Here is a 23,766-nt window from a genome sequence, read left to right on the forward strand (position 1 = left end):
GCGCCCACTCGGCGTGGGGGCCGCTGTCTCTTGGCGGCTCTCGGTCGTGCGTGGTTCCTCGCGCCCACTCGCCGTGGGAGGGCCTTTTTTCTTCGCGGCTCTCGGTCGTGGGTGGTTCCTCGCGCCCACACGCCGTAGGAGGGCCTGTCTCTTCGCGGCTCTCGGCTGTACGTGGTTGCTCGCGCAGTTCCCCGCGCCCCTGAAAGGCGGGCTTCGCCCGCTTTCCTGGGGAGGCGGGGCGCAGCCCCTGCCTCAGGGGCGCGGGGAACTGCGCGACCAGCCCACGGCGACCCGCAGACACCCGACGCCCCCTGCCCCCCCAGGGGCGCGGGGAACTGCGCGACCAGCCCATGGCGGCCCGCAGTCGCCCGACAGGGCCCCGCGGCAGTGCCGTAGGCGCCAGGCGCTACAAAAGCTCCCGCAAGCGCTCGGCCAGCAGGTCCCAGCGCCACTTCTCCTCCACCCACGCCCGCCCCCGCTCCCCCATCCGCGCCCGCAGCTCCGCGTCCCCCAGCAGCGTGACGATCCGCTCCGCCGCCTCCTGAGGCACACCGCCCCGCACGACCCACCCCGTCTCACCGTCGAGGACGGCGTCCGGCGCCCCGCCGGAATCGCCGGCGACCACCGGCAGCCCCGTGGCGGACGCCTCCAGGTAGACGATGCCGAGGCCCTCCACGTCCAGCCCCCCGCGCCGCGTCCGGCACGGCATGGCGAAGACGTCACCGGCGCCGTAATGGGCGGGCAGCTCCTCCCACGGCACCGCCCCCGTGAAGCGGACGGACTCCGCGACACCGGTCTCGGCGGCCAGCTTGCGCAGGTCACTCTCGTAGGGCCCGCCACCCACCACCAGCAGCACCGCCTCCGGCTCCCGCGCCAGAATCGCCGGCATGGCGCGGATCAGCGTGTCCTGCCCCTTGCGCGGCACAAGACGGGAGACGCAGACCACCACGGGCCGGTCGGTCAGGCCGAGCCGCGCCCGCACCGCGTCGCCGCCGGACCCCGGATGGAACGTCTTCTCGTCCACGCCGGGCGGCAGTTGCACCATCCGCCCGGCCGCCGCGGGCGTCAGCGCGGCGGCGATCCGCGAACGCGTGTACTCGCCGAGGTAGGTGATCGTGTCCGTCGACTCGCCGATCCTGCGCAGCAGTTGGCGCGAGGCGGGCAGCTGGGCCCACCCCGCCTCATGGCCGTGCGTGGTGGCGACGAGCCGCGTCGCCCCCGCCTTGCGCAGCGCGGGCGCCATGAGCCCGAGCGGGGCCGCCGCCCCGAACCACACCGACGTACACCCGTGTTCGCGCAGGAGCGAGACCGCGCGGCGGGTGACGCGCGGGGTCGGCAGCAGCATCGTCGTGGGGTCGCGTACGACCTCGAAGGGCTGTTCGGCGTCGAAGGCCGCGGTGGCCTCGGCACCCTCCCGGCCGCGCTTCCAGGTGGAGGCGTAGACGACGAGCTGCTCGGGGTCCAGGCGCAGCGCCATGTTGTGCAGGAACGCCTGGATGCCACCGGGCCTGGGCGGGAAGTCGTTCGTGACGATCAGGGTCTTGTGCATCGGGCCCGACAGTACCGAAAGCGGCCCGGGGCCACCGAATGGCCCAGCCTCTTCGCCTCGGTCCGGCGCGCCCGGCATCATGGCTCCCCGAATCACGGTGAAGCATGCGAAATGGGGGCGAGGTACGCATGGCGCGCATCCTGACGGTCTGGGTCCTCACCAGGGCCCTCCTGCTGCTCTGCGTCTTCCATGTGCTGACCGCCCCGGGCCCGGACGTCACCAGCGACGTCACCGTCATCTACCAGGGCTGGTACGAGATCCTGCGCACCGGCACCTTCCCGCTCGACGACGTCACCTGGCAGTACCCGCCGGCCGCCGCCCTCGCGGTCCTCTCCCCCGCCCTCCTGCCCTTCCTCGACTACGCCTCGGCCTTCTTCGTCCTCGCCCTCCTCGCCGACGCGGTGGTCTGCGGGCTGCTCCTGTACGCGGGTCGACGGCCCGGCAAGTCCCATCGGGGCCTGTGCGTGTGGGTCGTGGGCGTGCCGCTGCTCGGTCCGACCGTGTACGCCCGCTACGACGTGATGGTGACGGCCGTCGCGGTCGCCGCGCTGCTCGCGGGGGCCCGGCATCCGCGGGCCATGGGAGCGCTCGCCGGGTTCGGGGCGCTGCTGAAGGTGTGGCCGGTGCTGCTGCTGGCCGGCGTCCCGCGCGGGCGGGCGACGCGGCGGTCCTGGACCACGGCCGCGGGCACGGCGCTCGGTGTCACGCTGGCGTTCCTCGTGGCGATGCCCGGCGCGCTCGCGTTCCTCGCCTTCCAGCGCGACCGGGGCACGGAGGTGGAGTCCCTCGGCGCCCTGGTCTTCCACGTCGGGCGGCACCTCGGCTGGCGCGGCGACGTCCGGCTCAACTACGGCTCGGTGGAATTCCTCGGCCCGTACGTGCCGCTGGTGAGCACGGCGGCGCAGCTCCTCTCGGCGGCGGCCCTGTGCTGGCTCCTGGCGTGGCGGCTGCGGGCGCGGACCTGGGCGGCGAGCACCCTCGCGGACGCGGCCTTCGCGGCGGTGCTGCTCTTCACCGCGACGAGCCGCGTGATCAGCCCGCAGTACATGCTGTGGCTGGTCGGAGCCGCCGCCGTCTGCCTGGCCTTCCGCGCGAGCCGCATGGAGGTGCCGGCCCGGCTGGTCCTCGCCGCCACGTTCGTGACGTTCCTGGAGTTCCCGGTGTGGTTCTCGCACGTGGTGGTCGGCGATCCGCTGGGCGTGGCCCTGCTGCTGGTACGCAACGGCCTGCTGGTCGCGGCGGCCCTGCTGGCGTGCCGCGCCCTGTGGCGGCAGACGGTGGCCGTGCACGAGCAAGGACCCGCGCAGGCGCCGGTCAGCCGAGCTCCGAGCGCAGATACGTGCGCCAGCGCGCCGTGAACTCCTCCGGCGTCGTGCGCAGGACGTCCCGCAGCGCGTCCTCGACCGCGCCCGCCCGCTTCCCGTGGCCGCCGACGGCCCGGTAGAAGTCCGTCAGCTTGCGCTCGCCCCACCGGTCCCCGATCATCCGGCAGGCCAGCCAGGCGCCTTCGTACGCCCGCGCGAGCCGACCGGCGTCCTCCCCGAAGCCGAACTCGTCGTCGCCCGGCAGATCGCCGGGCAGCTCTCCGTCCCGCACCGCGCGCCGCAGTTCGGGCGCGGCCTGGGCCGCCGTGCGCCCGGTGCCGCGGTAGCCCACCCAGTCCGCGAAGCCCTCGGAGAGCCAGAGCGGGGTGGCCGGGGATGTGCTTGTGCGGGTCGCCACGTGGGTCGTCTCGTGGGTCAGCACGACCTGCTTGCCGAGGTCCCCGAGGATTCCGTACGCCTCAGGGTTGACGATGATCCGGTCGGCGGGGGCCCGCCCCGAACCGCCCGCCTCCCCCGTGGTGACCGCCGCTATCCCCCGGTACCCGGAGGCGGGCGCCCCGAGGAGGCCCGCCATGCCTTTCAGGGAGCGCGGTACGAGGACGACGACCTTCCGCGGCCACTTCCCCGGCCAGGCGTCGCTCACCGCGGGCACCGCGCGGTCGGCGAGCCGGCGGTAGGCGCGCAGCTCCCCGGCGCTCCGCCCGACGCCGAGGACGAGGCTGTCCGCGCCCCGCACCGCCCGCACCCTGCCCTGGTCCCACAGCTGTTCGCCCGCCTTCCTCGCGGGCCGCTCGGAGGTGACGTACCACTGCCCGTCGTGCCGCTCCAGAAAGAGCGTGCGCTCGGCGGTCAGCGGGGCGCGGTCGTGGCCCTCGACGCGGTAGCGGAGTTCGGCACTCGCCGTGGCCCGCGATCCGGAGCGCTCCAGGCGGGAGAGGCGGTACTCCCAGGTGTCCAGCGGGATCGCGCGGACGTTCGCGAAGAGGTCCGGTGAACCGGCCGCGCCGCGCGCCGGGCGCTCGGTCCTCTCGTACGCCTTCTCGTCCCCGGCGAGGACGGCGTGCGCCCGGCGGTCCAGGAGCCTGCGCACGTCGCCCGCGGCGGTGTCCGGGACGGGGTCGGCGCCGCAGCCGACAAGCATGGTGAGCGCGGCGAGGCAGAGCGCCGAGCACAGCGCCCCCGCCCCCGACCCACGCCTGTGACCAGCCACCTTCCCGATCGTACGGGGCGGCGGCGGCGCCGGTCAGACCCGTGTCACGGACGAGACCGGCATCATGCCGACGGGGTCGTAGCGGACCCGCGCCCCGGGGTAGGGGGCGTGCACCACCTGGCCGTTGCCCATATACATGCCGATGTGGCTGGCGTCGTCGCGGTAGGTGACGAGGTCGCCGGGCTGTGCCTCGGCCAGCGACACCTGCCGTCCGGCGTACCGCTGGGCCTGCGAGGTGCGCGGCAGGCCGACCCCGGCCTGGGCGTACGACCACTGGGTGAGGCCCGAACAGTCGAAGCCGGAGGGGCCGTTGGCGCCCCACACGTAGGGGCGGCCGACGGCGGAGCGGGCGGCGGCGATGGCGGCCGCGGCCCGCGAGGAGGAGGGGGCCGCCGCGCCCTTGACGTCCGGCGGCTCGGGGCGCGACCCGGTGCGCGAGGACCTCTCGTACTCCTTGCGCTCCTTGCTCGGCAGCGAGTTGAGCAGTCGGCGGGCCTGCGCCAGCTTGTGCTCGACGGCGCGCTTGTGGCGGGCGACGAGGGTGCGGCTCTTCTCCAGCTCGGCGAGCTTCCGCCCGGCCTCGGCGCGCTGTTGCGCGAGACCGCGCTGCGCCCGCCGCAGATCGACGAGCTGCCCCGCGTGCCGGGCGCTGACCCGGTCCAGGGTGGTGGCCTTGTCGAGGTAGCCGTCCGGGTCGGAGGAGAGCATCAGCTGGAGCGCGGGGTCGATGCCACCCTCGCGGTACTGCGCTCCCGCGAGCGCGCCGAGCGCGCCGCGCATCCGGTTGATCCGCTCCTGGCCCCGCGCGACGCTGTCCCGGGCCCGCTCGACCTGGGCGCGCAGCCGGTCGGTGCGCTCGTCGGCCTCGTTGAACGCCTCGGTCGCCTTCTCGGCCTGTGCGTACAGCCGGTCCACCTCGGCCCGGACCTCGGACGGCTTGTCCTGCGGCGCGGCACCGACGGGTGTGGCGCCGAGGGCGGCGGCCGCGGTGACCGCTGCCGCCGAGAGGACGGTGACGCGCGTGCTCCGGTCGATGCCGGGCTGTGCGGGACGGCGATGGAACCCCACGGGTGGCCGGTCTCCCTTCCGCTGACGGACCCCCGGTCGTCCGGGGGAATGCGCGCCGACAGTAGCCGTGCGGCCAGGGAGGGGCCAACGACCCGGATGGGTGCGGACAGCCCCGCGCCCCGCCTCAGACGCAGGTCATCAGCGGGGCGCGGGGTCAGCGGGAGTTGCCGGAATTCGCCCGTTCGGGCGGTGTCGGCCCGTGTCAGCCCGTGTCGACGGGGGTGATCAGGCGACGCGGACGCCGAACTGGAAGTCGCCCAGGTACTCCATGGCCTCGTAGCGCACCACGGCGCCGGGCTTGGGAGCGTGCAGCACCTGGCCGTTGCCCGCGTAGAGGCCGACGTGCGCGAGGTTGTTGAAGAACACCAGGTCGCCGGGTTTCAGCTCGCCGCGGCCGATCCGGGTGCCGTCGTTCTGCTGCGTGTACGTGGTCCGGGTGATGGAGACATCGGCCTGGGCGTACGCCCACTGGGTCAGCCCGGAGCAGTCGTAGGAGTTGGGGCCGGTGCCGCCGGAGACGTACGGCTTGCCGAGCTGGGTGGCCGCGGCGTTCAGGGCGGCGGCGCCGCGGCTGGAGGCGGGGGCCTCGTCGCCGAGGTCCGCGGGCTTGTCGGCGCGGTCGGCGGCGCGGCTGGCGCGCTGCTTCTCCTTGGCGGCGAGGTCCGACTTCTCCTTGGCCGTCAGGGTGTTGAGGAGCTTCTGCGCCTCGCCGAGCTTGCCCTGGACCTCGCGCTTCTTCTTGCCGAGCTCCTCACGGGTGTCCGCGAGGTCGTCCAGCTTGCCCGCGGCCTCCTTGCGCTGCTGCGCGAGGTCCCGCTGCTTCTTCTGGATCTTCTTGAGCGAGTCGACCTGCTGGCTGCTCAACTGGTCCAGGGTGGACGCCTTGTCGAGGTAGTCGTCCGGGTCGGAGGAGAGGAAGAGCTGGAGGGAGGGGTCGATGCCGCCGGAGCGGTACTGGGCGCTGGCCATCGAACCGAGGCCGTCGCGCAGGTCGTTGAGGTCCTCCTGGCCCTCGGCGACCTTGTCCTGGAGATCGCCGATCTGCTTCTCCAGCTTCTCCTGCTTCTCCTTGGCGCCGTTGTACTTGTCGGTGGCGCGCTCCGCGTCCTCGTAGAGCTTGTCGACCTTGGACTTGACCTCGTCCTTGCTCGGCTTCGGCGCGGCCTGGGCGGCGCCCTGCGAGGTGAGGGCAACGGCAGCGGCGGCGGTCGCGGTGAGCACGGTCACGCGGGTGCGGCTCGGCTGCTTGGGTCGACGGTGGGACGCCACGCGGGCGGCTCCTTCTTCCTCCTGCCGCCTGCCGAGACGCGGCGGGCGGGTACCACCGCCGCCACCCCGGATGGGTGATCAACCGAGCGGGGGTTCGAGGGCTGACCCTAGTGACCTCCTTGTGATCAGTTCAAATCACACCATCAAAAAATCGGTCGCGGGAAACATTCTTTACCGATACCGCACAGCCCGTGATGACCTTCTGACGCTACGTCGCGCACGGAAGCCCCCAATTCGGGCATAGGGCACAGGAGTTGCCGTGCACCCCTTTAGCCGCGCGAAAGCCTCTTCAGGAGCACTGCCGAAGCCACCGGCCGCGCCCCCGCCTTGGCGATCCCGTCGGCCACCTCGCGGTCGGTCGACACGACGACCACGGGCCGGCCCGGCGGCTCCGCGCGCACCAGCTGACGGATCAACTCATCGGCGGTCACGCCCGGCTTGGAGAAGAGCACCCGCACCCCGCGCGGCGGCGCGAGCAGCACCGGGGCGGCCAGTTCCGCCCCGTCGAAGACGCAGGTGACCTCGGCGCCCGACTGGAGGGCGAGCTGCGAGAGCGAGCCGAGCAGCCGCAGCCGCTGCTTCTCCAGCGGCATGGTCGGATAGCCGGTCTTGGTGACGTTGTAGCCGTCGACGACCAGATGCGCCTGCGGCAGGGCGAGCAGCTGGTCCAGGATGGCCGGGTCGTTCTCGGACAGCGCGCGGGCGGCGATGTCCTTCGGCGACATCCGGCCGGGCTCCACGGCGTCGACGGTCTCCGCGGGCCGTACGGAGACGGGCGGCAGGGCCAGTTCGCGCCGCAGCCCCTGGGTCGCCTCCAGGACCGTGTCGAGCAGCAGCCGCACCCGCATGTCCTCGACGCTGCGTCCCTCGCGCGCCGCCCTGCGGCTGGCCTCCAGCGCGGCCTCGGTCTCACTGAGGCGGGCCTTGAGCCGCCGCGTCTCGCTCTCGGCGGCGGACACCTGGGCCTGCCCCTCGGTGCGGACGGCCTCGGTCTCGGCGGTCGCCTTGCGCAGCGCCGCCTCACCGCGCTTGACGTCGCTGAGCGCCCCGCGCAGTTTGCGATGCACCGATTCGGCTTCCCGGCGTGCCGCTTCGAGCTCCGTGCGCAGCCGCTCGGTCTCCGCCCTGGTCTGGGCCCGGGCCGCCGCCAGCTCCTCGCGCAGCCGCTCCAGCTCGGCCCTGGTCTCGTCGTCGACGCGCTCGGCGACGGCCCGCTGGGCCTCCTCGCCCGCGGCGGTCACCAGCTTCACCCAGCCCGCCGGGCGCAGCACATAGGCCGCGGCCGCCACGTCCAGGGGGTCGGCGGCCGGCGGCGGGGAGCCCGCGTCCAGCGCGCCGGCCAGCTCGGGCTGTGCCTCGCGGAGGCGTTCGCCGATGCGCTGGCGGAAGAGGGTGTCGCCCTCCAGCGCCGCGGCCATGGCGTTGCCCGCGAACTTCGCGCGCCGGGTGGGCGTGAAGCGGGCGTACTGCCGCAGCTGGGCGGGCAGCTCGGCCGGGGTCAGGCCGCCGAAGCCGTCCGAGACGAGCCGGACGACCCGTCGGCGTACCCCGTCGGGCAGCGGACGGTCGAGCACCTCAGCGGTGCCGTCGTCCGGCTCCCCGCCTGCGCTCTCCACCATCCGTCACCCCACTAGCTGTGCGGGCCCCGCTCCCTCAGGAGCCGGTGCCCGGCCTGTCCACGAGTTCCACCTGGTCCACCGCGTTGCACCAGCGGCAGCGCACCGACTCGATGGTCTCACTGACCACCTCGCGTTCCTCGACGTTCGACTCACCGGCCAGGTCGAGATGGACATACTCGACGACCTTCGACGTGCGGGTCACGTCGAAACGCGTGAGATTGCCGCACAGCGTGCAGCGCCACCGGGTGGTGTCCGTCGGCAGGGGGACCGTCATCGTGGCTGTTCGCTTTCTTCGGTGACCGTGGTGCTTCGGCGGTTCTTCCGTGGTGCGTATCGCCCGTAACCCTAAGGCCTGTAAGGGTCGCGATGCGGCGGGCTCCGTCGCGGCATGGCGGTCCATGCGGGTAGCGCCCGTTACGTCATGCTCTGTCCATGATCAACGCAAAGGGTACGCACACGGACCGGCTGCGGAGGGGGCTGTCGGCCCCGGTGACGTACGGACTGATCGCCGTCTGCTGCCTGGTCTTCGTGATCTCCCCGGTGTCCGGGCTCAACCCCTCCTACGGCACCGGCGATCAGCTGCTCACCGCGCAGCAGACCTACTTCGAGCGCTGGGGCGTGGTGCCCACCGAGCTGTTCAGCGGCGTCCCGCGCGCCGCCCTCGGCCCGTTCACCGCGCTGTTCGTGCACGGCAGCTGGGTGCATCTGCTCGGGAACCTGCTGTTCCTGTACGTCTTCGGGGCCATGGTCGAGGAACGCATGGGGCACCTCCACTACGCGCTCTTCTACGTCGCCTGCGGCTATCTGGCCCTGCTCGCCTACGCGGCGGCGCACGCGGACTCCGGCCAGACGCTCGTCGGTGCCTCCGGGGCGATCTCCGCCGTCCTCGGCGCCTTCCTCTATCTCTTCCCCAAGGCCCGCGTCACCAGCCTCTTCCCGTTCCTCTTCTTCCTGCCGCTGCGGTTTCCCGCGTGGGTGGTGCTGCCGTTCTGGGTGGCGCTCCAGTGGCTCGCGGCGGGGCAGGGCGGCAAGGGGACGGGGGTGGCGTATCTGGCGCACCTGGTGGGGTTCTCGCTGGGGTTCCTGTACGCCTGGGGATGGTGTGTAAGGAAGGTTAAAGTGAAAGGCGCAGCAGTACCGGCCACCGAGGGAGACAGCCAGCCGTGATCACCGCGATCGTGCTCATCAAGACCAGCGTGGACCGGATCCCGGAGATCGCCGAGTCGATCGCCGCGCTCGACTCCGTCAGCGAGGTCTTCTCCGTGACGGGCACGTACGACCTGATCGCGATGGTGCGGGTGCCGCGCCACGACGACCTCGCGGACGTCATCCCCGGGAAGATCAGCAAGATCCCCGGCGTGGAGGCGACGGACACGCACGTGGCGTTCCGCACGTACTCGCAGCACGACCTGGAGGCGGCGTTCGCGATCGGCCTCGACTCGTGACACGCCCCGCGGCTCCATGAAGGTTTCCTCATCCGCGGCTCATCCGGATGACGGGGTACGCCGTCCACCCTCGCTCCCATGGTCTTCTCCCACCGCATGGCCGCCCTGGCCGCCGTCGTGGCGATCCCGCTCGGCATCGCCGCGACCAGCTACGCCCTGACCGACAGCCCCGAACCGCCGAAGGCCCCGCCCAAGGTGGAGCTGGAGAGCCGCTCGCCGTCCGCGACGCCCGGCAGCCCCCGGCCCACCCCCAGCGACGAGAAGGTCTCCCCGCCGCCGGTCAGCGAGAATTCCACGGGCGATGACGACACCGACGACGCCGCCGACACCGACACCGACGACCAGGGCAACGACGACGGTCCCGGTGACGACGGCTGAACCGCCGCGCCGCTGGATCTCCGCCCGCGTCCGCATCCTGCTGTGGCTGCTCGTGGTGATGGCCGTGGCGCTCGCCGCCGTCGCGGCCACCACGCGTTCGGTGCTGCTGCGCGACGTCGACCACCGGATCGACCGCCTCCTCGCGCAGGAGACCGGGGAGTTCACGAACTTCGTACACGAAGGTGTCGACCCGCACACCGGCGAGAAGTTCACCGACGCCGACCCGCTCCTGCGGCTCTTCCTCTCCCGGCAGTACGCCGACCCCGACGAGGAGCTCCTCGGACTGATCGGCCGGGAGGGTGCGGCGCCCGCCAAGAAGGAGCAGTCACGCGAGCCTCGGATCGACCACCCGCTCGCCGAGGACCCCGCGTCGCTGACGGCCGTCTTCGACTCCCCCGACGCCACGGGCACGCTGCACCGGCCCGAGGGCGAGGTCCGCTGGGCCAAGGTGGTGGTCAAGGCGAGCGCGACGCATCCGGAGGCGGCGTTCGTCGTCGCCTTCCACCCCGCCCGTGAGCGGGCCAAGGCCGGTGACGTGTTCACCATGCTGCTCGCCATCTCCGGTGTAGCGCTGCTGATGACGACCGGCATCGGCTGGGCGGTCGCGGGCCGCATCCTCAAGCCGGTACGGCTGGTGCGCACGACCGCGGCGCACCTCACCGAGCAGGACCTCACCCAGCGCATCCCGGTGCAGGGGCGGGACGACATCGCGGCCCTCGCCGAGACCTTCAACGGCATGCTGGACCGCCTGGAGCGTGCCTTCGCCGCGCAGCGCGAGTTCGTCGACGACGCCGGGCACGAACTGCGCACACCCATCACCATCGTCCGCGGCCACCTCGAACTGATGGACACCGCCACCGACAACGCCGCCGAGCGCGAGGAGACGGTCCGCATCGTCACCGAGGAGCTGGACCGGATGAGTCGCATCGTCGAGGACCTGCTGTTGCTCGCCAAGGCCGAGCGCCCCGACTTCGTCGCCCCGGAGCCGGTCCAGCTCACCGAGCTGACGGCGGACGTCTTCGTCAAGGCCCGGGCGCTCGGCGAGCGCGACTGGCACCTCGCCGAGGTCGCCGACACCGAGGCCGACCTCGACGCCCAGCGCATCACCCAGGCGATGGTGCAGCTGGCCCAGAACGCCGTCCAGCACACCGTCCCCGGCCAGCGCGTCAGCATAGGGTCGCGGTTGCGCGAGGGACACATCGAGCTGTACGTGGCCGACAGCGGGCCCGGGGTGCAGCCGCAGGACGCCGAGGTCATCTTCGAGCGGTTCCGCCGCGGCACCGCGCGGCGCGGCGCCCGGGCCACCGGGGCGGGGCTCGGCCTCGCCATCGTGAAAGCCATCGCCGAGAGCCACGGAGGGCGCGTCGAACTGCGCCCTACGGACGGCGGCGGCGCCACCTTCGTACTCGTACAGCCACAGCCGGAAGGGGCGGCCCACCCGTGAACCGCATTCTGATCGTCGAGGACGAGGAGCGCATCGCCTCCTTCGTGGAGAAGGGCCTGCGCGCGGGCGGCTTCACGACGACCGTGGTCGGCGACGGCGAGAGCGCCCACGACTACGCCCTGACCGGCGGCTTCGACCTGATCGTCCTGGACATCGGACTGCCCGGCAAGGACGGCTTCACGGTCCTGCGGGAGCTGCGCGAGGCCCGGGTGAGCACCCCCGTCATCGTGCTGACGGCGCGCGACTCGGTGCGGGACACCGTGGCAGGCCTGGAGGGCGGCGCCGACGACTGGATGACCAAGCCCTTCCGCTTCGAGGAGCTGCTCGCGCGGGTCCGGCTGCGGCTGCGCACGGCGGCCCGGGCGCCCGAGGTGACGGTGTTGCGCAGCGGCGGGCTGAGCCTGGACCTGCGCACGCGCAGGGCGCGCGCGGACCAGCGGACGGTGGACCTGACGGCCCGTGAATTCGTGCTGCTCGAACTGTTCCTGCGCCACCCCGGACAGGTGCTCTCGCGGGAGCAGATCCTCTCCCACGTGTGGGGCTACGACTTCGACCCCGGCTCCAACATCGTGGACGTGTACGTCCGCGCGCTGCGCAAGAAGCTCGGCCCGCAGCGGGTGGAGACGGTGCGCGGGATGGGGTACCGGCTCCCGGCCTGACCCCCCGGGCACGCCGCACGCCTGTGACCTGACGGCCGGTGAAGTTTCCTTCATCAGCGGCTCATCGAGGGCTCACGGCGGCGCACCACGCTGAACGGCGTGACCTTGCACCCGCGCCAAGCCGTGACCCTCTGCGCGGCCCTCAGCCTCTGCGCGCTGCTGCTCGTGCCCGGCAACTTCCCGGGGCTGAGCGGCGACGCCCGCCTCACGCTGGCCGTCTTCGCGCTCGCGACCTGCGCCTGGATCAGCACGCCGATCGACGACACGTACATCGCGCTCGGCGCGGGACTCGCCCTCACCGCGACCGGCGTGATCAGCAGCGACACCCTCTTCGGCACCCTCGGCGACGAGACGGTGTGGCTGCTGATCTGCGCCTTCGTGCTCGCCGCCGCCGTCGCGCGCACCGGCCTCGCCGGGCGGGCCGCGGCGTTCCTCGTCAGCGGGGCGCGCAGCGTACGGCAGCTGACCCATCTGACGACAGCCGCCCTGGTCGTGACGGCCTTCGCGGTGCCGGCCACCTCGGGGCGCGCCGCGCTCGCGCTGCCCGTCTTCCTCGCCCTCGCCAAGGTCCTCGCCGAGCGCGGGCGGCTCGTGGTGATGCTGGCGCTGCTCTTCCCGACCGTCATCCTGCTCTCCGCGGTGGCGACCCTGATCGGCGCGGGCGCGCATCTGATCACGGTGTCGGTGCTGTGGGAGGCGACCGGTGAACGGATCGGCTTCACGCAGTGGCTGCTGCTCGGGCTGCCGCTCGCCGTCGCCTCCTCCCACCTGGCCGCCGAGGCCGTGCTGTTGACGACCACCCGGCGCGCCGACCGCAAGGGCCCGGTCCACATCACCCTCGACCAGCTCCAGGAGCACAGCGAGCAGCCGGTGACCGGCCCCTGGGAGCCCGCCGAGACGCGCTGCGCCCTGCTGCTCGCCACGGTCGTCGCCCTGTGGTGCAGCGAGCCGCTGCACCAAGTTCCGCCCGCCGTCGTGGCGTTGATCGGCGCGGTCGTGGCGGCCTCCCCCGCCCTTGGCACCGTACGACTCAAGGACGCCCTGAAGACCGTGCCCTGGTCGCTGCTGCTCTTCATGGCGGCCACGATGGCGATGGGCGTCGCGCTCGCCGACTCCGGGGCGGCGAAGTGGCTGGTCGGCGGGTTGCCGCTGGATCTGCCGCCGTGGCTGTTCCTCGCCGCCGTCGTGACGGTCAGCACGGCCGCGCACCTGGTCCTCCAGTCCCGCTCGGCACGCTCCTCGGTCCTGGTCCCGCTGGTCGTCGCGGCGGCCGTCGGCGCGGGCGTCAACCCGGTCGCCGCCGCCCTCGCCTCCACGGCGGCCGCGGGTTTCTGTCACACGCTGCCCGCCTCCGCCAAGCCGGTCACGCTCTTCGCCGACATCCCCGGCACCCCCACCTACACCCCGCGCGACCTGCTGCGCCTCTCCGCGGTCCTGGCGCCGCTGACCGCCGCGCTCGTCCTGCTCTGCGCCGTGACGCTCTGGCCGCTGCTCGGCGTCCCCGTCCGCTGAACCATCGAGGAGACCTCATGCTGACCCGTTTCGCCATCGCCCCCAGCGGCTTCAAGGAGTCCCTGTCCGCGCCCGCCGCCGCCGAGGCCATCGCGGCGGGCGTACGCCGTGTCGTCCCGCACGCCGAGACCGATCTGATCCCGCTGGTGGACGGCGGCGAGGGCACGGCCCGCGCGCTCGCCGCGGCGGACGGCGGCCGCCTCGTCGCGCTGCCCGCCACCGGCCCGGTCGGCCAGCCGATCGGCACCCACTTCGCGCTGCTGCCCGACGGCACGGCGGTCGTCGAGATGGCGGCCGTGGCCGGGCTTTCGCTGGTCCCCCGCGATCTGCGCGACCCGGGCGCCACCACCACGTACGGCGTCGGCGAGCTGATCCGCGCCGCCCTCGACGTGGGCGCCCGCCGCATCCTGGTCGGCTGCGGCGACTCGGGCACCTCGGACGGCGGCGCGGGCGCCCTCCAGGCCCTCGGCGCCCGCCTGCTTGACCTGGACGGCTTCGAACTCCCGCGCGGCGGCCGGGCGTTGTCCCGGCTGAGCCGCATCGACACGAGCGGCCTCGACCCCCGCCTCGCGGACACCGACATCCGCGTGGCCTGCAACCCCTTCAACGTCCTGTGCGGCGAGCGCGGCGTGGCCCGCGTCTTCGGCCCCCAGAAGGGCGCCACCCCCAGGCAGGTCGAGGAGCTGGCGGCGGCCCTGGAGCACTGGGCGTACGTCCTCACGCGCGACCTGCGCGTCACCGCCGACCTCTCCGGCGGGCCCGGCACCGGCGCGTCGGGCGGCCTCGGCGCCGGCCTCGCCGCGCTCGGCGCCCGGCTCCTGCCCCGCTTCGACGTGCTGCTCGGCCGGCTCGACCTGGACGCCCGCCTGGCCCGCGCCGACCTGGTCGTCACCGCCGAGGGGGCCCTGGACGGCCAGACGCGGCACGGGAAGATCCCCGCCGAGGTGGCCCGCCGCGCCAAGCGGTCCGGGCGCCCGGTCCTGGTCCTCGCGGGCACGATCGGCGTCGGCGCGCACTCGGTGCGCGCGCTGGGCGTGGACGCCTACAGCGCGATCCTGCCCGCCCCGGTCTCGCTGACCGAGGCGCTCGGCCGGGGCGGCGAGTTCCTCACCGACGCGACCGAGCGGGCCCTGCGGATGATCCTGCTGGGGTCACGGCTGCCGGCCGGTCAGGCGGCGGCGCTGGTGTCCGGCACGCAACGGCCGTCCTCGGTGCGGTAGTTCCACCGCGCGCCGTCCGCCACCAGCTCCTTGACGGCGCGCACGAAACGCTCGACGTGCTCGTCGGGGGTGCCCGCGCCGAAGCTCACGCGGATCGCGTTCAGCGACTTCTCGCCGGGCGCGGCCTCCGGGGCGCCGCACTCGCCGGGCTCGTCGGCCTTGCCGCCGAGCAGGGTGCGCACCAGCGGGTGGGCGCAGAAGAGGCCGTCGCGTACGCCGATGCCGTACTCGGCGGAGAGCGCGGCGGCGAAGTGCGAGCTGTTCCAGCCGTCCACGACGAAGGAGATGACGCCCACGCGCGGCGCGTCGTCACCGAAGAGGGAGAGCACCCGTACGGCGGGCACCTCGGCCAGCCCTTCGCGGACCTTCCTGATCAGGTACTGCTCACGGGCCACCAGCTCGTCGAACCCGGCCTCGGTGAGCGCCTTGCAGGCGGCGGCGATGGAGTAGACGCCGATGACGTTCGGCGACCCCGCCTCGTGCCGGGCCGCGGTGTCGTGCCACTCCACGTCCACGCCGCCGCCCGCTTCCTTGGGGCGTCGCGCCACCTTCCGCGAGGCGCCGCCGCCCGCAAGGTAGGGCTCGGCCTCCCGCAGCCAGTCGGAGCGGCCCGCGAGCACGCCCGAGCCGAAGGGCGCGTACAGCTTGTGCCCGGAGAAGGCGACCCAGTCGACGTCCAACTCCTGTACGGAGACCGGGTGGTGGGGGGCGAGCTGCGCGGCGTCCAGGACGATGCGGGCCCCGTGGGCGTGCGCGGCTGCGGCCAGCTCCCGCACCGGCCACAGCTCACCGGTGACGTTGGAGGCGCCGGTGACGCAGACCAGGGCGGGCCCATAGGGGTCGCGGTCGGCGAGAGCGCGCTCCAGGTTCCGCACGGCCTCGCCGGGGGTGCGCGGGGCGTCGAGGTAGGTGACGCGGGCGTTCCGCCACGGCAGGAGCGAGGCGTGGTGCTCGGTCTCGAAGACGAAGACCTCGCAACCGGCGGGCAGGGCGGCGGCGAGGAGGTTCAGCGAGTCGGTGGTGGAGCGGGTGAAGACGACCTGGTCGTCCTCGCGGCAGTCGAGGAACTCGGCGACGGTCGTGCGGGAGTTCTCGAAGAGGTCGGTGGAGAGCTGCGAGAGGTACCCGGCGCCGCGGTGCACGCTGCCGTAGTACGGGGCGTAGGCGGCCACGTCGTCCCAGACGCGCTGGAGCGCGGGGGCGCTCGCCGCGTAGTCGAGCGCGGCGTACGTCACCTCGCCGCCGGTGACCAGCGGCACGGTGACGTCCCGGCCGAGGACGGCGAGCGGGGCACAGACGGACGGGTCGGCGGCAACGGCAGGGACAGCGGCAACGGACATGGCGAACTCCCGTAAGAGGCAAGTGAGTTCACTGCGTCGACGCGCGTACGCGGAGGTACGGCGGTGCAGTGATGAAGAGAGGAAGGTGTGCGGAAGAGGGGCGCCGAGGCCCTAACACATTCGCTTGCTCACGAGACTGCTCCCTTGAGGACCAGGACCCCAGGGCTGTGACATTCACCGATGTCCAGGGGTCCGCGCTTGCCATACGCCTCGCTGCGTACGGCCTGGTCTTCACCCGGGGCACCCCGCCACGGACGGAGGGTTGCCGGACAGCGGGCCGGGGCCGTAGTCGCTGTCACTCATGACCTGTCCAGCATCCTGCCACACGATCTTCGACGCGCAAGGCGCAGTCCAGAATCCGGACTGCGCCTTGCGTCACACGGGTGAGCGGGAGATGGGCGGGAGCGTCAGCGGTTGCTGGCCGCCACCCACCGCTCCAGGGCATTCCTCGCGGCCCCGGAGTCGATCGAGTGGGCCGCCCGCGCCATGCCCCCGCGGATCTGCTCGGCGAGAGGCGCGTCGGTCGGCGCGAGGGCGACCAGCGCCGCCGCCGAGTTCAGCAGCACGGCGTCGCGCACCGGCCCGCTCTCGCCGTCGAGCAGCCGCCGGGCGATCTCGGCGTTGTACGAGGCGTCGGCGCCCCGCAGGGCCTCGACGGGCACCAGGTCGATCCCGACGTCGCGGGGGTCGAAGGCCTCCTCGCGCACCTGGCCGTCCCGCACGATCCACACCCGTGAGGTGGCCGTGGTCGTCAGCTCGTCGAGCCCGTCGTCGCCGCGGAAGACGAGGGAGGAGTTCCCGCGCTCGGCGAAGACGCCGGCCACGACGGGCGCCATCCGGGCGTCGGCGACCCCGACCGCCTGGGCGCGCACCCTGGCCGGGTTGGTGAGCGGACCGAGGAGGTTGAAGACGGTCCGGATGCCCAGCTGGCTGCGCGCGGCGCCCGCGTGCCGCAGCGCGGGGTGGAACTTCACGGCGAAGCAGAAGGTGATGCCCGCCTCCTGGGCGACCTCGACGACCCGCTCCGGGGTGAGCTGGAGGTTGACTCCGAGCTTCTCCAGCACGTCGGACGCCCCGCTGGCCGAGGACGCGGCGCGGTTGCCGTGCTTGACGACCTTCGCGCCGGTGCCCGCGATGACGATCGCGGACATCGTGGAGATGTTCACGGTCTTGGCGCCGTCACCGCCGGTGCCGACGATGTCGACCGTCTCGCCCGGCACCTCGATCACGTTGGCGTGCTCGTACATGGCCCGTACGAGACCGGAGATCTCCTCCACGGTCTCGCCCTTGGCCCGCAGCGCCACGACGAATCCGGCGATCTGCGCGTCGGTGGCCTCGCCGCGCATGATGCGGTCCATGGCCCAGGCCGTGTCGTCGGCGCTCTGGTCCCGCCCGTCGAGCAGGCCGTTCAGTACGTCGGGCCAGGAGCGGCCCGCCGCGGTAGTGCCTCCTGCGGGGGTCACAGCGCTCATGGCCGCTCCTGGTGTTCGTCTGTCAGGGGAGGAAAGTGCCCGACACGTCGGGTGGGTCCACCCTATCCAGCCTCCGGGACGGCAAAGAGCCCCGTCCATGCACTGGACGGGGCTCTCGCCGTGGCGACCGTGGGTCAGAGCTCAGGGAGCTCGCAGGTGATCAGTGGTGGCCGTGGCCGCTGGTGATCTCCTTGTACTCCTCGGCGGTGGGCTTGGGGATCTGGTTGTCCTCCCCGTAGTAGCCCTTGGAGAGCTTGGCCCGGAGCTTCTGCGAACCGGACACCTTGCGCTCGACGCCGTTCTCGTCGACCGTCGGGCCGATCTCGAGCGGCTTGTACTGCTCGTGCGAGGTGAGCGTGTGCAGCTGCCCCTGGTCGAGCGGCTCGTGGATCTCGATGAACTCACCGTGCGGCAGGCGCTTGATGATGCCCGACTCGCGGCCGTGCAGCACCTTGTCCCTGTCGCGCCGCTGGAGGCCCAGGCAGATCCGCTTGGTGATGATGAAGGCGATGACCGGTCCGGCGAAGAAGAAGATCCGGACGAACCAGGTGATCGCGTTCAGCGACAGGTGGAAGTGCGTGGCGAAGATGTCGTTGCCGCCACCGAGCAGCATGATCATGTACGCGGTGACCCAGGCGACACCGAAGGCCGTACGGGTCGGGGCGTTGCGCGGGCGGTCCAGGATGTGGTGCTCGCGCTTGTCCCCGGTGACCCAGGACTCGATGAACGGGTAGACCGCGATCGCCGCGAGCATCAGCGGGAAGATGACCAGCGGGATGAACACGCCGAGAACGAGCGTGTGACCCCAGAGGTTGATCTCCCAGCCCGGCATGACACGGATCAGACCCTCGGCGAAGCCCATGTACCAGTCGGGCTGGGCGCCGGTGGACACCTGGTCCGGACGGTAGGGGCCGAGTGCCCAGATCGGGTTGATCGAGGCGATCGCCGCGATGGCCGCGATGACACCGAAGACCAGGAAGAAGAAGCCTCCGGCCTTGGCCATGTACACGGGCAGCAGCGGCATGCCGACGACGTTCTTGTTCGTCTTGCCGGGACCCGCGAACTGCGTGTGCTTGTGGTAGAAGACCAGGATCAGGTGCGCCACCACCAGGCCGAGCATGATGCCGGGCAGCAGCAGGATGTGGACCGAGTAGAACCGCGCCACGAAGTCGCCGCCCGGGAACTCACCGCCGAACAGGAACATCGACAGATACGTGCCGACGACCGGGACGGACAGGATCGCGCCCTGCATGAAGCGGACACCGGTGCCGGAGAGCAGGTCGTCCGGGAGCGAGTAACCGGTGAAACCGGTGAACATGCCGAGGACGAACAGCAGGAAGCCGAACAGCCAGTTGACCTCACGCGGCTTGCGGAAGGCGCCCGTGAAGAACACGCGCATCATGTGCACGAACATGCCCGCGATGAAGATCAGCGCCGCCCAGTGGTGGATCTGCCGGATCAGCAGACCACCGCGCACATCGAAGGAGATGTGCATGGTCGAGTTGAACGCCTCGGACATCAGCTGTCCCTGCAACGGGACGTAGCTGCCGTGGTACTCCACCTCGTTCATCGACGGGTGGAAGAACAGCGTCAGATACACACCCGTGAGGATGATGATGATGAAGCTGTACAGGCAGATCTCACCGAGCATGAAGGACCAGTGGTCCGGGAAGATCTTGCGCATGTTGGCCTTGGCCAGGGAGTAGATCCCAAGGCGGCCGTCGGCCCAGTCGGCCACCCGCTCGCCGGCGGGTGCCTTCTTCTTGTTGTCGCTGCTCATCAGGTCAGCCCCTCTCGAAGAAGGCAGGACCGACGGGCTCTTCGAAGTCGCCGAGCGCCTCGAGGTAGCCCTCCTCGTTCACACCGATGCGCAGCTGCGGCAGGGCGTGACCAGCGGGGCCGAAGATCACTCGGGCACCGTCGGAGAGGTCGAAGGTGGACTGGTGGCACGGGCAGAGGACGTGGTGCGTCTGCTGCTCGTACAGGGAGATCGGGCAGCCCACGTGGGTGCAGATCTTGGAGTACGCCACGACGCCGTCGTGCGACCACTCGAGCTCGCGCTTGTCCTTGATGTTCTCCGGCTGGATCCGGACGATCATCAGGGCGGCCTTGGCGATCTCGGTCTGGAAGTCGTGGTCGTGCTCCGACATGCCCTCGGGCATGGCGAAGGTGAGCGAACCGACCTGCACGTCCGAGGGACGCAGCGGCTCGTGCGTGTTCATGTTGACGAGCTTCTTGCCCTTGGCCCACTTGGTGTGCCGGAGCTTGTCCTCGGGCAGCGGACCGAGGTCGCGCAGGAGGACGACGCCGGAGAGCGGGACCAGGGCGAGCGCGCCGAACATCGTGTTGCGGATCAGCTTGCGCCGCCCGAACTGCGACTCCTCGGCACCGGCCTTGAAGTCGGCCATGACCTTGGCCTTGACCTCGGGCTCGGCCTCGATCGCGTGCCGGTCGTCGGCGACCTCCACGTCGGACATCAGGGTGCGGGCCCAGTGGACCGCGCCCGCGCCGATGCAGAAGAGGGCCACGCCGAGGGTCAGACCCAGGGCGAAGTTCAGTCCGCTGATGTGCCCGATCGGCCAGACGAAGATGCTCTTGTCGGCCGGGATGGTCACGAACGCGGCGATGAAGCCGACCGTGGCCAGCATGGACAGCGTGAACATGAACGCGATCGCACGCTCGGAGCGCTTCGCGGCCCGCTCGTCGATGTCCTGGATGCGGTGCTGGTGGGGCGGAAGGCCCGGGTCGGCGAACGGGTTGTCGTCCGCGACCGCCACCGAGCCGTGCTCGGACTCGGTCTCCTGCTTGGTGGGCAGGTTCTCTTCTGGAATCTCTTGGCTACTCATGACTTCTTGGCCTTTGCGGTCCGAGCGGCGACCCACACGGCGACCGCGATCAGCGAGCCGAGACCGAAGATCCAGCCGAAGAGGCCTTCACTGACCGGGCCCAGTCCACCCAGCTTGAGACCGCCAGGGCTCTGGGTCTTCTCACCGTTGACCGCGTCGAGGTACGCGATGATGTCCTTCTTCTCCTTCTCCGGCATCGTCGTGTCGGGGAAGGACGGCATGTTCTGCGGGCCGGTCTGCATGGCCTCGTAGATGTGCTTCGGGGAGACATCCTCGAGCGAAGGCGCGAACTTGCCGTGCGTCAACGCGCCGCCCTCGCCAGTGAAGTTGTGGCACTGGGCGCAGTTGGTGCGGAACAGCTCGCCGCCCTTGGCGATGTCCGCCCCGTCCGGGCTGTACTGCTTCTCGGTCGGGACCGAGGGACCGGCGCCGAGCGACGAGATGTACGCCGCCAGCTGGTCGATCTGGGCCTGGTTGTAAATGACCTTCTTCTTGGGCGCCTGGGCGCCCTGCTGCTGGAGCGGCATGCGCCCGGTGCCGACCTGGAAGTCGACCGCCGCGGCGCCCACGCCCACCAGGCTCGGACCGTCGGAGGAGCCCTGACCGCCGGTTCCGTGGCAGCTGGAGCAGCCCACGGCGTAGAGCTTCTTGCCCTCGTCGATGGCGAGGGACTGGGCGGTGTCGTCGGCTTGCGCCTTGTCCGCCGGCGCGAACGCGGCGTACAGCCCCCCGGTGGCCGCCAGCGCGAGGAGTAGGACGACGACCGCCGCCAGCGGATGGCGTCGTCGTGCGGAGAGCTTTTTCACGGATTACCCCGGTGTCAGGATCTTCTGCGTCGATGCTTCTGGAAAATGTCGGTACGTCGCGTGAGCGACCCCGCCGATTACTTGATCATGTAGATCGTGGCGAAGAGTCCGATCCAGACCACATCGACGAAGTGCCAGTAGTAGGACACGACGATGGCTGCGGTCGCCTGTTCATGGGTGAACTTCCTGGCCGCGTAGGTGCGGCCGAGGACCAGCAGGAAGGCGATCAGGCCGCCTGTCACATGCAGTCCGTGGAAGCCGGTGGTCAGGTAGAAGACCGAGCCGTAAGGGTCGGAGGAGAGCGAGAGCCCGTCCTTCTTGACCAGCTCGGTGTACTCGTACACCTGACCGCCGATGAAGATCGCACCCATGATGAAGGTGACGATGAACCACATCCGGAGCTTCTTCACGTCGCCACGCTCAGCGGCGAAGACGCCGAGCTGACACGTGAGGGAGGAGAGCACCAGGATGGTGGTGTTCGTCGCCGAGAACGGGAAGTTAAGGGCCGAGGCCATTTCCTTCCAGTGATCAGGACCTGTCACCGATCGCAGGGTGAAGTACATCGCGAAGAGGGCCGCGAAGAACATCAGCTCGGAACTCAGCCAGATGATGGTTCCGACGCTGGTGAGGTTCGGTCGATTGACCGGCGGGTGCGCGTGCCCGGTATCTACTGTCGTTGCTGTCGCCACGACCGACATTATGTCGGTCGCTTATCCCGCCCTCACCCCGGGGGGTGCCGTTCGGAGTGTCTGTGGGGTGTGTCCTGCCCGTATGGCCCATCGGAGGCCTGTCCGAACCCCTGCTGACGGGGCGTCGGGAGGAGTAGCATCCGCGCATCGGTTCCCGATGATCTGGAGGAACAATGCAGCCGACCGCCACGGTGCTGGTCTACAGCGACAACGCGAGCACCCGCGAGCAAGTCCGGTTGGCCACCGGGCGCAGGCCGGCGGCGGACGTTCCCGAGGTCGAGTTCATCGAGTGCGCGACGCTGCCCGCCGTGCTCAAGGAACTGGACCGGGGCGGCGTCGACGTCTGTGTGTTCGACGGAGAGGCGACGCCCGCGGGCGGCATGGGGGTGTGCCGCCAGGTCAAGGACGAGATCTTCCGCGCGCCGCCCGTACTGCTGCTCATCGGGCGCCCGCAGGACGCCTGGCTGGCCACCTGGAGCCGCGCGGAAGCGGCGGTGACCCTTCCGGTCGATCCGGTGGAGTTCGCGGACGCCCTGGCCGCCCTGCTGCGCAGCACGCAGGCCGTGCAGGCCTGACGGGTCCCGGTCACGCGGCACGCGGGGCAGGACGCGTCGGCGTGGGGCCCCGCGTGCCGTTGTGTGCCGTTCTGCGCCCCCGCTAGACCTGCGGCCGCAGTCGGGCCGCGTCGGCCGCCGCGGGGCCTTCCTTGGCGCCGGTGAGCAGCGCGCTGCCCTTGCGCCACGACTTCCAGCTCGCGTTCCAGTCACCGAGGCCGTTGCCGAACGTCGGCATGTCCTCGCCGGCGCTGTTGATCACCTTCACCAGGTCGCCCTGCCGCACGGTCTCGTAGAACCAGGCGGCGTTGCCCGTGCTCATGCCGATGCAGCCGTGGCTGGTGTTGGCATAGCCCTGCGAACCGACCGACCAGGGCGCCGCGTGCACGTACTCACCGGAGTCGGTGACCCGCGTCGCGTAGTAGACCTGCTTGTCGTAGAAGTCCGCGGAGCCGATGCTGGCACTGGTCATGCGTACGGAGTACTCCTTGCCGAGCACGACCTTGACGCCGTTGCGGGTGGAGTAGCCGGGCTTGCCCGTGGTCACCGGGATCGAATTGATCTCCTCGCCGTTGCGGTAGACCGTCATCCAGTGGGACGAGGCGTCCGTGACCGCCTCGATCCGGTCGCCGGTGGTGAACTTCAGGGGCTTGGTCTCGGCGCCCCACAGCCGGTCGCCCACCTTGATGCCCTCCAGGTTGCTCGAGACGGTGACCGTGGCGTGGGTGGGCCAGTACTCCTTGGGGCGGTAGTGCAGCGTCTCGCTGTCCACCCAGTGCCAGGCCCCCTCGGCCGCGGGCACCGACCGCACCTTCAGGGAGCGTTCGACGGTCGCCCTGGCCTCCTTGCCCTTCACCGGGGCGCTGAGCGAGGCCGTGACGGGCTGTCCGACGCCGTATTTGCCGCCCTCGGGGCCGAAGGTGACCTTCAGTCGCTTCTTCTTCTCGGGGGCGCCGGTGTCGAAGGTCAGGACCTTGCGGCCCGGTGCGCCCTCGTCGTCCTCGGTGCTCACCCGCACCGTGTAGTGGGCGCCGGCCGCGAGCGGCGCGGTGCTGTGCCACCGGGAGCCGTCGGCGGAGAGCTCACCGGCCAGATACCGTCCCATCGCGTCCGTGGCCGTCACATCGGTGATGCGCGCGTCGTCGCCCTGGGCGGTGACCTCCAGGGGCTTGTCCGGATCCGCCTTCTTGCTGCCCACGGGGCCGTTGAAGGCGACATGGCCGGCCGCGTCGTACGGCTTCGCCGAGAGCGGGTGGCCGTCGGAGCCGCACGCCGTGGCCCCCGCGCCGAGGGCGGCCACCAGCATCGTGCAGCTCAGTACCGTGCGGATTCGCGGTGAGTGGCTCATGAACTCACGGTAT

General features: G+C 71.5%; 22 protein-coding genes and 1 riboswitch. Of the genes, 9 read left to right on the forward strand and 13 right to left on the reverse strand.

Annotated elements, in window-relative coordinates; translation table 11 throughout:
• Positions 1-406 precede the first annotated feature (406 nt).
• Entirely contained in the window at positions 407-1,549 is a 1,143-nt protein-coding gene (locus ACF062_RS01930) for a glycosyltransferase family 4 protein (RefSeq protein WP_392134419.1), read from the reverse strand.
• 128 nt (positions 1,550-1,677) lie between these two features.
• Between ACF062_RS01930 and ACF062_RS01935 the strand changes: the two genes are divergently transcribed.
• Complete coding sequence (locus ACF062_RS01935) at positions 1,678-2,907, forward strand: glycosyltransferase 87 family protein (RefSeq protein ID WP_392134422.1); 1,230 nt, start codon at positions 1,678-1,680, stop codon at positions 2,905-2,907.
• Here ACF062_RS01935 and ACF062_RS01940 read toward each other — a convergent pair.
• From ACF062_RS01940 to ACF062_RS01960, 5 genes are all read right to left on the reverse strand, one after another.
• Entirely contained in the window at positions 2,864-4,084 is a 1,221-nt protein-coding gene (locus tag ACF062_RS01940; RefSeq protein WP_392134424.1) for a hypothetical protein, read from the reverse strand. The genes ACF062_RS01935 and ACF062_RS01940 overlap by 44 nt on opposite strands.
• Positions 4,085-4,117: 33 nt before the next feature.
• Positions 4,118-5,152 carry an NlpC/P60 family protein gene (locus ACF062_RS01945; RefSeq protein WP_392134427.1) on the reverse strand — a complete coding sequence of 345 codons (1,035 nt, stop codon included), beginning with the start codon at positions 5,150-5,152 and terminating at the stop codon, positions 4,118-4,120.
• A gap of 225 nt (positions 5,153-5,377) precedes the next feature.
• Entirely contained in the window at positions 5,378-6,421 is a 1,044-nt protein-coding gene (locus tag ACF062_RS01950; RefSeq protein ID WP_223774174.1) for a C40 family peptidase, read from the reverse strand.
• A gap of 269 nt (positions 6,422-6,690) precedes the next feature.
• Positions 6,691-8,040, reverse strand: coding sequence for an NYN domain-containing protein (locus ACF062_RS01955; RefSeq protein WP_392134430.1), 1,350 nt, complete (start codon positions 8,038-8,040; stop codon positions 6,691-6,693).
• Positions 8,041-8,074: 34 nt separating this feature from the next.
• On the reverse strand, positions 8,075-8,314 hold the full coding sequence (locus ACF062_RS01960; protein WP_125512349.1) for a hypothetical protein: 240 nt from the start codon (positions 8,312-8,314) through the stop codon (positions 8,075-8,077).
• Between the two features lie 158 nt (positions 8,315-8,472).
• Between ACF062_RS01960 and ACF062_RS01965 the strand changes: the two genes are divergently transcribed.
• The 7 genes from ACF062_RS01965 (at position 8,473) to ACF062_RS01995 (ending at position 14,698) form a co-directional block, all read left to right on the forward strand.
• Entirely contained in the window at positions 8,473-9,207 is a 735-nt protein-coding gene (locus ACF062_RS01965) for a rhomboid family intramembrane serine protease (RefSeq protein WP_392134433.1), read from the forward strand.
• Entirely contained in the window at positions 9,204-9,485 is a 282-nt protein-coding gene (locus tag ACF062_RS01970) for an Lrp/AsnC family transcriptional regulator (protein ID WP_030787022.1), read from the forward strand. Before ACF062_RS01965 ends, ACF062_RS01970 begins: the two co-directional genes overlap by 4 nt.
• 78 nt (positions 9,486-9,563) lie before the next feature.
• Positions 9,564-9,863, forward strand: coding sequence for a small secreted hydrophilic protein (locus ACF062_RS01975; protein WP_392134436.1), 300 nt, complete (start codon positions 9,564-9,566; stop codon positions 9,861-9,863).
• A complete protein-coding gene (locus ACF062_RS01980; RefSeq protein WP_392134439.1) occupies positions 9,850-11,307 on the forward strand; it encodes a sensor histidine kinase in 1,458 nt (485 codons plus the stop codon). Before ACF062_RS01975 ends, ACF062_RS01980 begins: the two co-directional genes overlap by 14 nt.
• On the forward strand, positions 11,304-11,966 hold the full coding sequence (locus ACF062_RS01985; RefSeq protein ID WP_223774180.1) for a response regulator transcription factor: 663 nt from the start codon (positions 11,304-11,306) through the stop codon (positions 11,964-11,966). Before ACF062_RS01980 ends, ACF062_RS01985 begins: the two co-directional genes overlap by 4 nt.
• A gap of 99 nt (positions 11,967-12,065) precedes the next feature.
• A complete protein-coding gene (locus ACF062_RS01990) occupies positions 12,066-13,478 on the forward strand; it encodes an SLC13 family permease (RefSeq protein ID WP_392134443.1) in 1,413 nt (470 codons plus the stop codon).
• Between the two features lie 17 nt (positions 13,479-13,495).
• A complete protein-coding gene (locus ACF062_RS01995) occupies positions 13,496-14,698 on the forward strand; it encodes a glycerate kinase (protein WP_392134446.1) in 1,203 nt (400 codons plus the stop codon).
• On the opposite strand, the gene ACF062_RS02000 is transcribed toward ACF062_RS01995, so the two are convergent.
• The 6 genes from ACF062_RS02000 to ACF062_RS02025 all read right to left on the reverse strand — a co-directional run bounded on the left by ACF062_RS02000 (position 14,647) and on the right by ACF062_RS02025 (position 21,860).
• Entirely contained in the window at positions 14,647-16,038 is a 1,392-nt protein-coding gene (locus tag ACF062_RS02000) for an aminotransferase class V-fold PLP-dependent enzyme (RefSeq protein ID WP_392134449.1), read from the reverse strand. The genes ACF062_RS01995 and ACF062_RS02000 overlap by 52 nt on opposite strands.
• 189 nt (positions 16,039-16,227) lie before the next feature.
• A riboswitch (SAM riboswitch) is annotated at positions 16,228-16,345 on the reverse strand.
• Positions 16,346-16,445: 100 nt separating this feature from the next.
• Entirely contained in the window at positions 16,446-17,510 is a 1,065-nt protein-coding gene (gene trpD, locus ACF062_RS02005; protein ID WP_392134452.1) for an anthranilate phosphoribosyltransferase, read from the reverse strand.
• A 160-nt stretch (positions 17,511-17,670) separates the two neighbouring features.
• Positions 17,671-19,290 carry a cytochrome bc complex cytochrome b subunit gene (locus tag ACF062_RS02010; RefSeq protein WP_392134454.1) on the reverse strand — a complete coding sequence of 540 codons (1,620 nt, stop codon included), beginning with the start codon at positions 19,288-19,290 and terminating at the stop codon, positions 17,671-17,673.
• A gap of 4 nt (positions 19,291-19,294) precedes the next feature.
• Positions 19,295-20,356: a Rieske 2Fe-2S domain-containing protein gene (locus tag ACF062_RS02015; RefSeq protein WP_356579895.1), complete on the reverse strand. Its 1,062-nt coding sequence runs from the start codon at positions 20,354-20,356 to the stop codon at positions 19,295-19,297.
• On the reverse strand, positions 20,353-21,162 hold the full coding sequence (locus tag ACF062_RS02020) for a cytochrome c (RefSeq protein WP_356579897.1): 810 nt from the start codon (positions 21,160-21,162) through the stop codon (positions 20,353-20,355). The genes ACF062_RS02015 and ACF062_RS02020 overlap by 4 nt, the downstream gene beginning before the upstream one ends.
• Positions 21,163-21,239: 77 nt before the next feature.
• Positions 21,240-21,860: a heme-copper oxidase subunit III gene (locus tag ACF062_RS02025; protein ID WP_030787003.1), complete on the reverse strand. Its 621-nt coding sequence runs from the start codon at positions 21,858-21,860 to the stop codon at positions 21,240-21,242.
• 164 nt (positions 21,861-22,024) lie between these two features.
• Between ACF062_RS02025 and ACF062_RS02030 the strand changes: the two genes are divergently transcribed.
• Positions 22,025-22,426, forward strand: coding sequence for a hypothetical protein (locus ACF062_RS02030; RefSeq protein ID WP_223774187.1), 402 nt, complete (start codon positions 22,025-22,027; stop codon positions 22,424-22,426).
• A gap of 82 nt (positions 22,427-22,508) precedes the next feature.
• On the opposite strand, the gene ACF062_RS02035 is transcribed toward ACF062_RS02030, so the two are convergent.
• A complete protein-coding gene (locus ACF062_RS02035) occupies positions 22,509-23,753 on the reverse strand; it encodes an Ig-like domain-containing protein (protein ID WP_392134459.1) in 1,245 nt (414 codons plus the stop codon).
• Positions 23,754-23,766: the final 13 nt, after the last annotated feature.

It is taken from the genome of Streptomyces sp. NPDC015345 (assembly GCF_043078805.1).
Lineage (GTDB): Bacteria > Actinomycetota > Actinomycetes > Streptomycetales > Streptomycetaceae > Streptomyces.

Excerpts from the sequence above, each read along its gene's own strand:
- ACF062_RS01930 (WP_392134419.1), bottom strand. The coding sequence starts at position 1,549 with ATGCACAAGACCCTGATCGTCACGAACGACTTCCCGCCCAGGCCCGGT.
- ACF062_RS01935 (WP_392134422.1), top strand. The coding sequence starts at position 1,678 with ATGGCGCGCATCCTGACGGTCTGGGTCCTCACCAGGGCCCTCCTGCTG.
- ACF062_RS01955 (WP_392134430.1), bottom strand. The coding sequence starts at position 8,040 with ATGGTGGAGAGCGCAGGCGGGGAGCCGGACGACGGCACCGCTGAGGTG.
- ACF062_RS01960 (WP_125512349.1), bottom strand. The coding sequence starts at position 8,314 with ATGACGGTCCCCCTGCCGACGGACACCACCCGGTGGCGCTGCACGCTG.
- ACF062_RS01965 (WP_392134433.1), top strand. The coding sequence starts at position 8,473 with ATGATCAACGCAAAGGGTACGCACACGGACCGGCTGCGGAGGGGGCTG.
- ACF062_RS01975 (WP_392134436.1), top strand. The coding sequence starts at position 9,564 with ATGGTCTTCTCCCACCGCATGGCCGCCCTGGCCGCCGTCGTGGCGATC.
- ACF062_RS01995 (WP_392134446.1), top strand. The coding sequence starts at position 13,496 with ATGCTGACCCGTTTCGCCATCGCCCCCAGCGGCTTCAAGGAGTCCCTG.
- ACF062_RS02000 (WP_392134449.1), bottom strand. The coding sequence starts at position 16,038 with ATGTCCGTTGCCGCTGTCCCTGCCGTTGCCGCCGACCCGTCCGTCTGT.
- trpD (WP_392134452.1), bottom strand. The coding sequence starts at position 17,510 with ATGAGCGCTGTGACCCCCGCAGGAGGCACTACCGCGGCGGGCCGCTCC.
- ACF062_RS02010 (WP_392134454.1), bottom strand. The coding sequence starts at position 19,290 with ATGAGCAGCGACAACAAGAAGAAGGCACCCGCCGGCGAGCGGGTGGCC.
- ACF062_RS02015 (WP_356579895.1), bottom strand. The coding sequence starts at position 20,356 with ATGAGTAGCCAAGAGATTCCAGAAGAGAACCTGCCCACCAAGCAGGAG.
- ACF062_RS02025 (WP_030787003.1), bottom strand. The coding sequence starts at position 21,860 with ATGTCGGTCGTGGCGACAGCAACGACAGTAGATACCGGGCACGCGCAC.
- ACF062_RS02030 (WP_223774187.1), top strand. The coding sequence starts at position 22,025 with ATGCAGCCGACCGCCACGGTGCTGGTCTACAGCGACAACGCGAGCACC.
- ACF062_RS02035 (WP_392134459.1), bottom strand. The coding sequence starts at position 23,753 with ATGAGCCACTCACCGCGAATCCGCACGGTACTGAGCTGCACGATGCTG.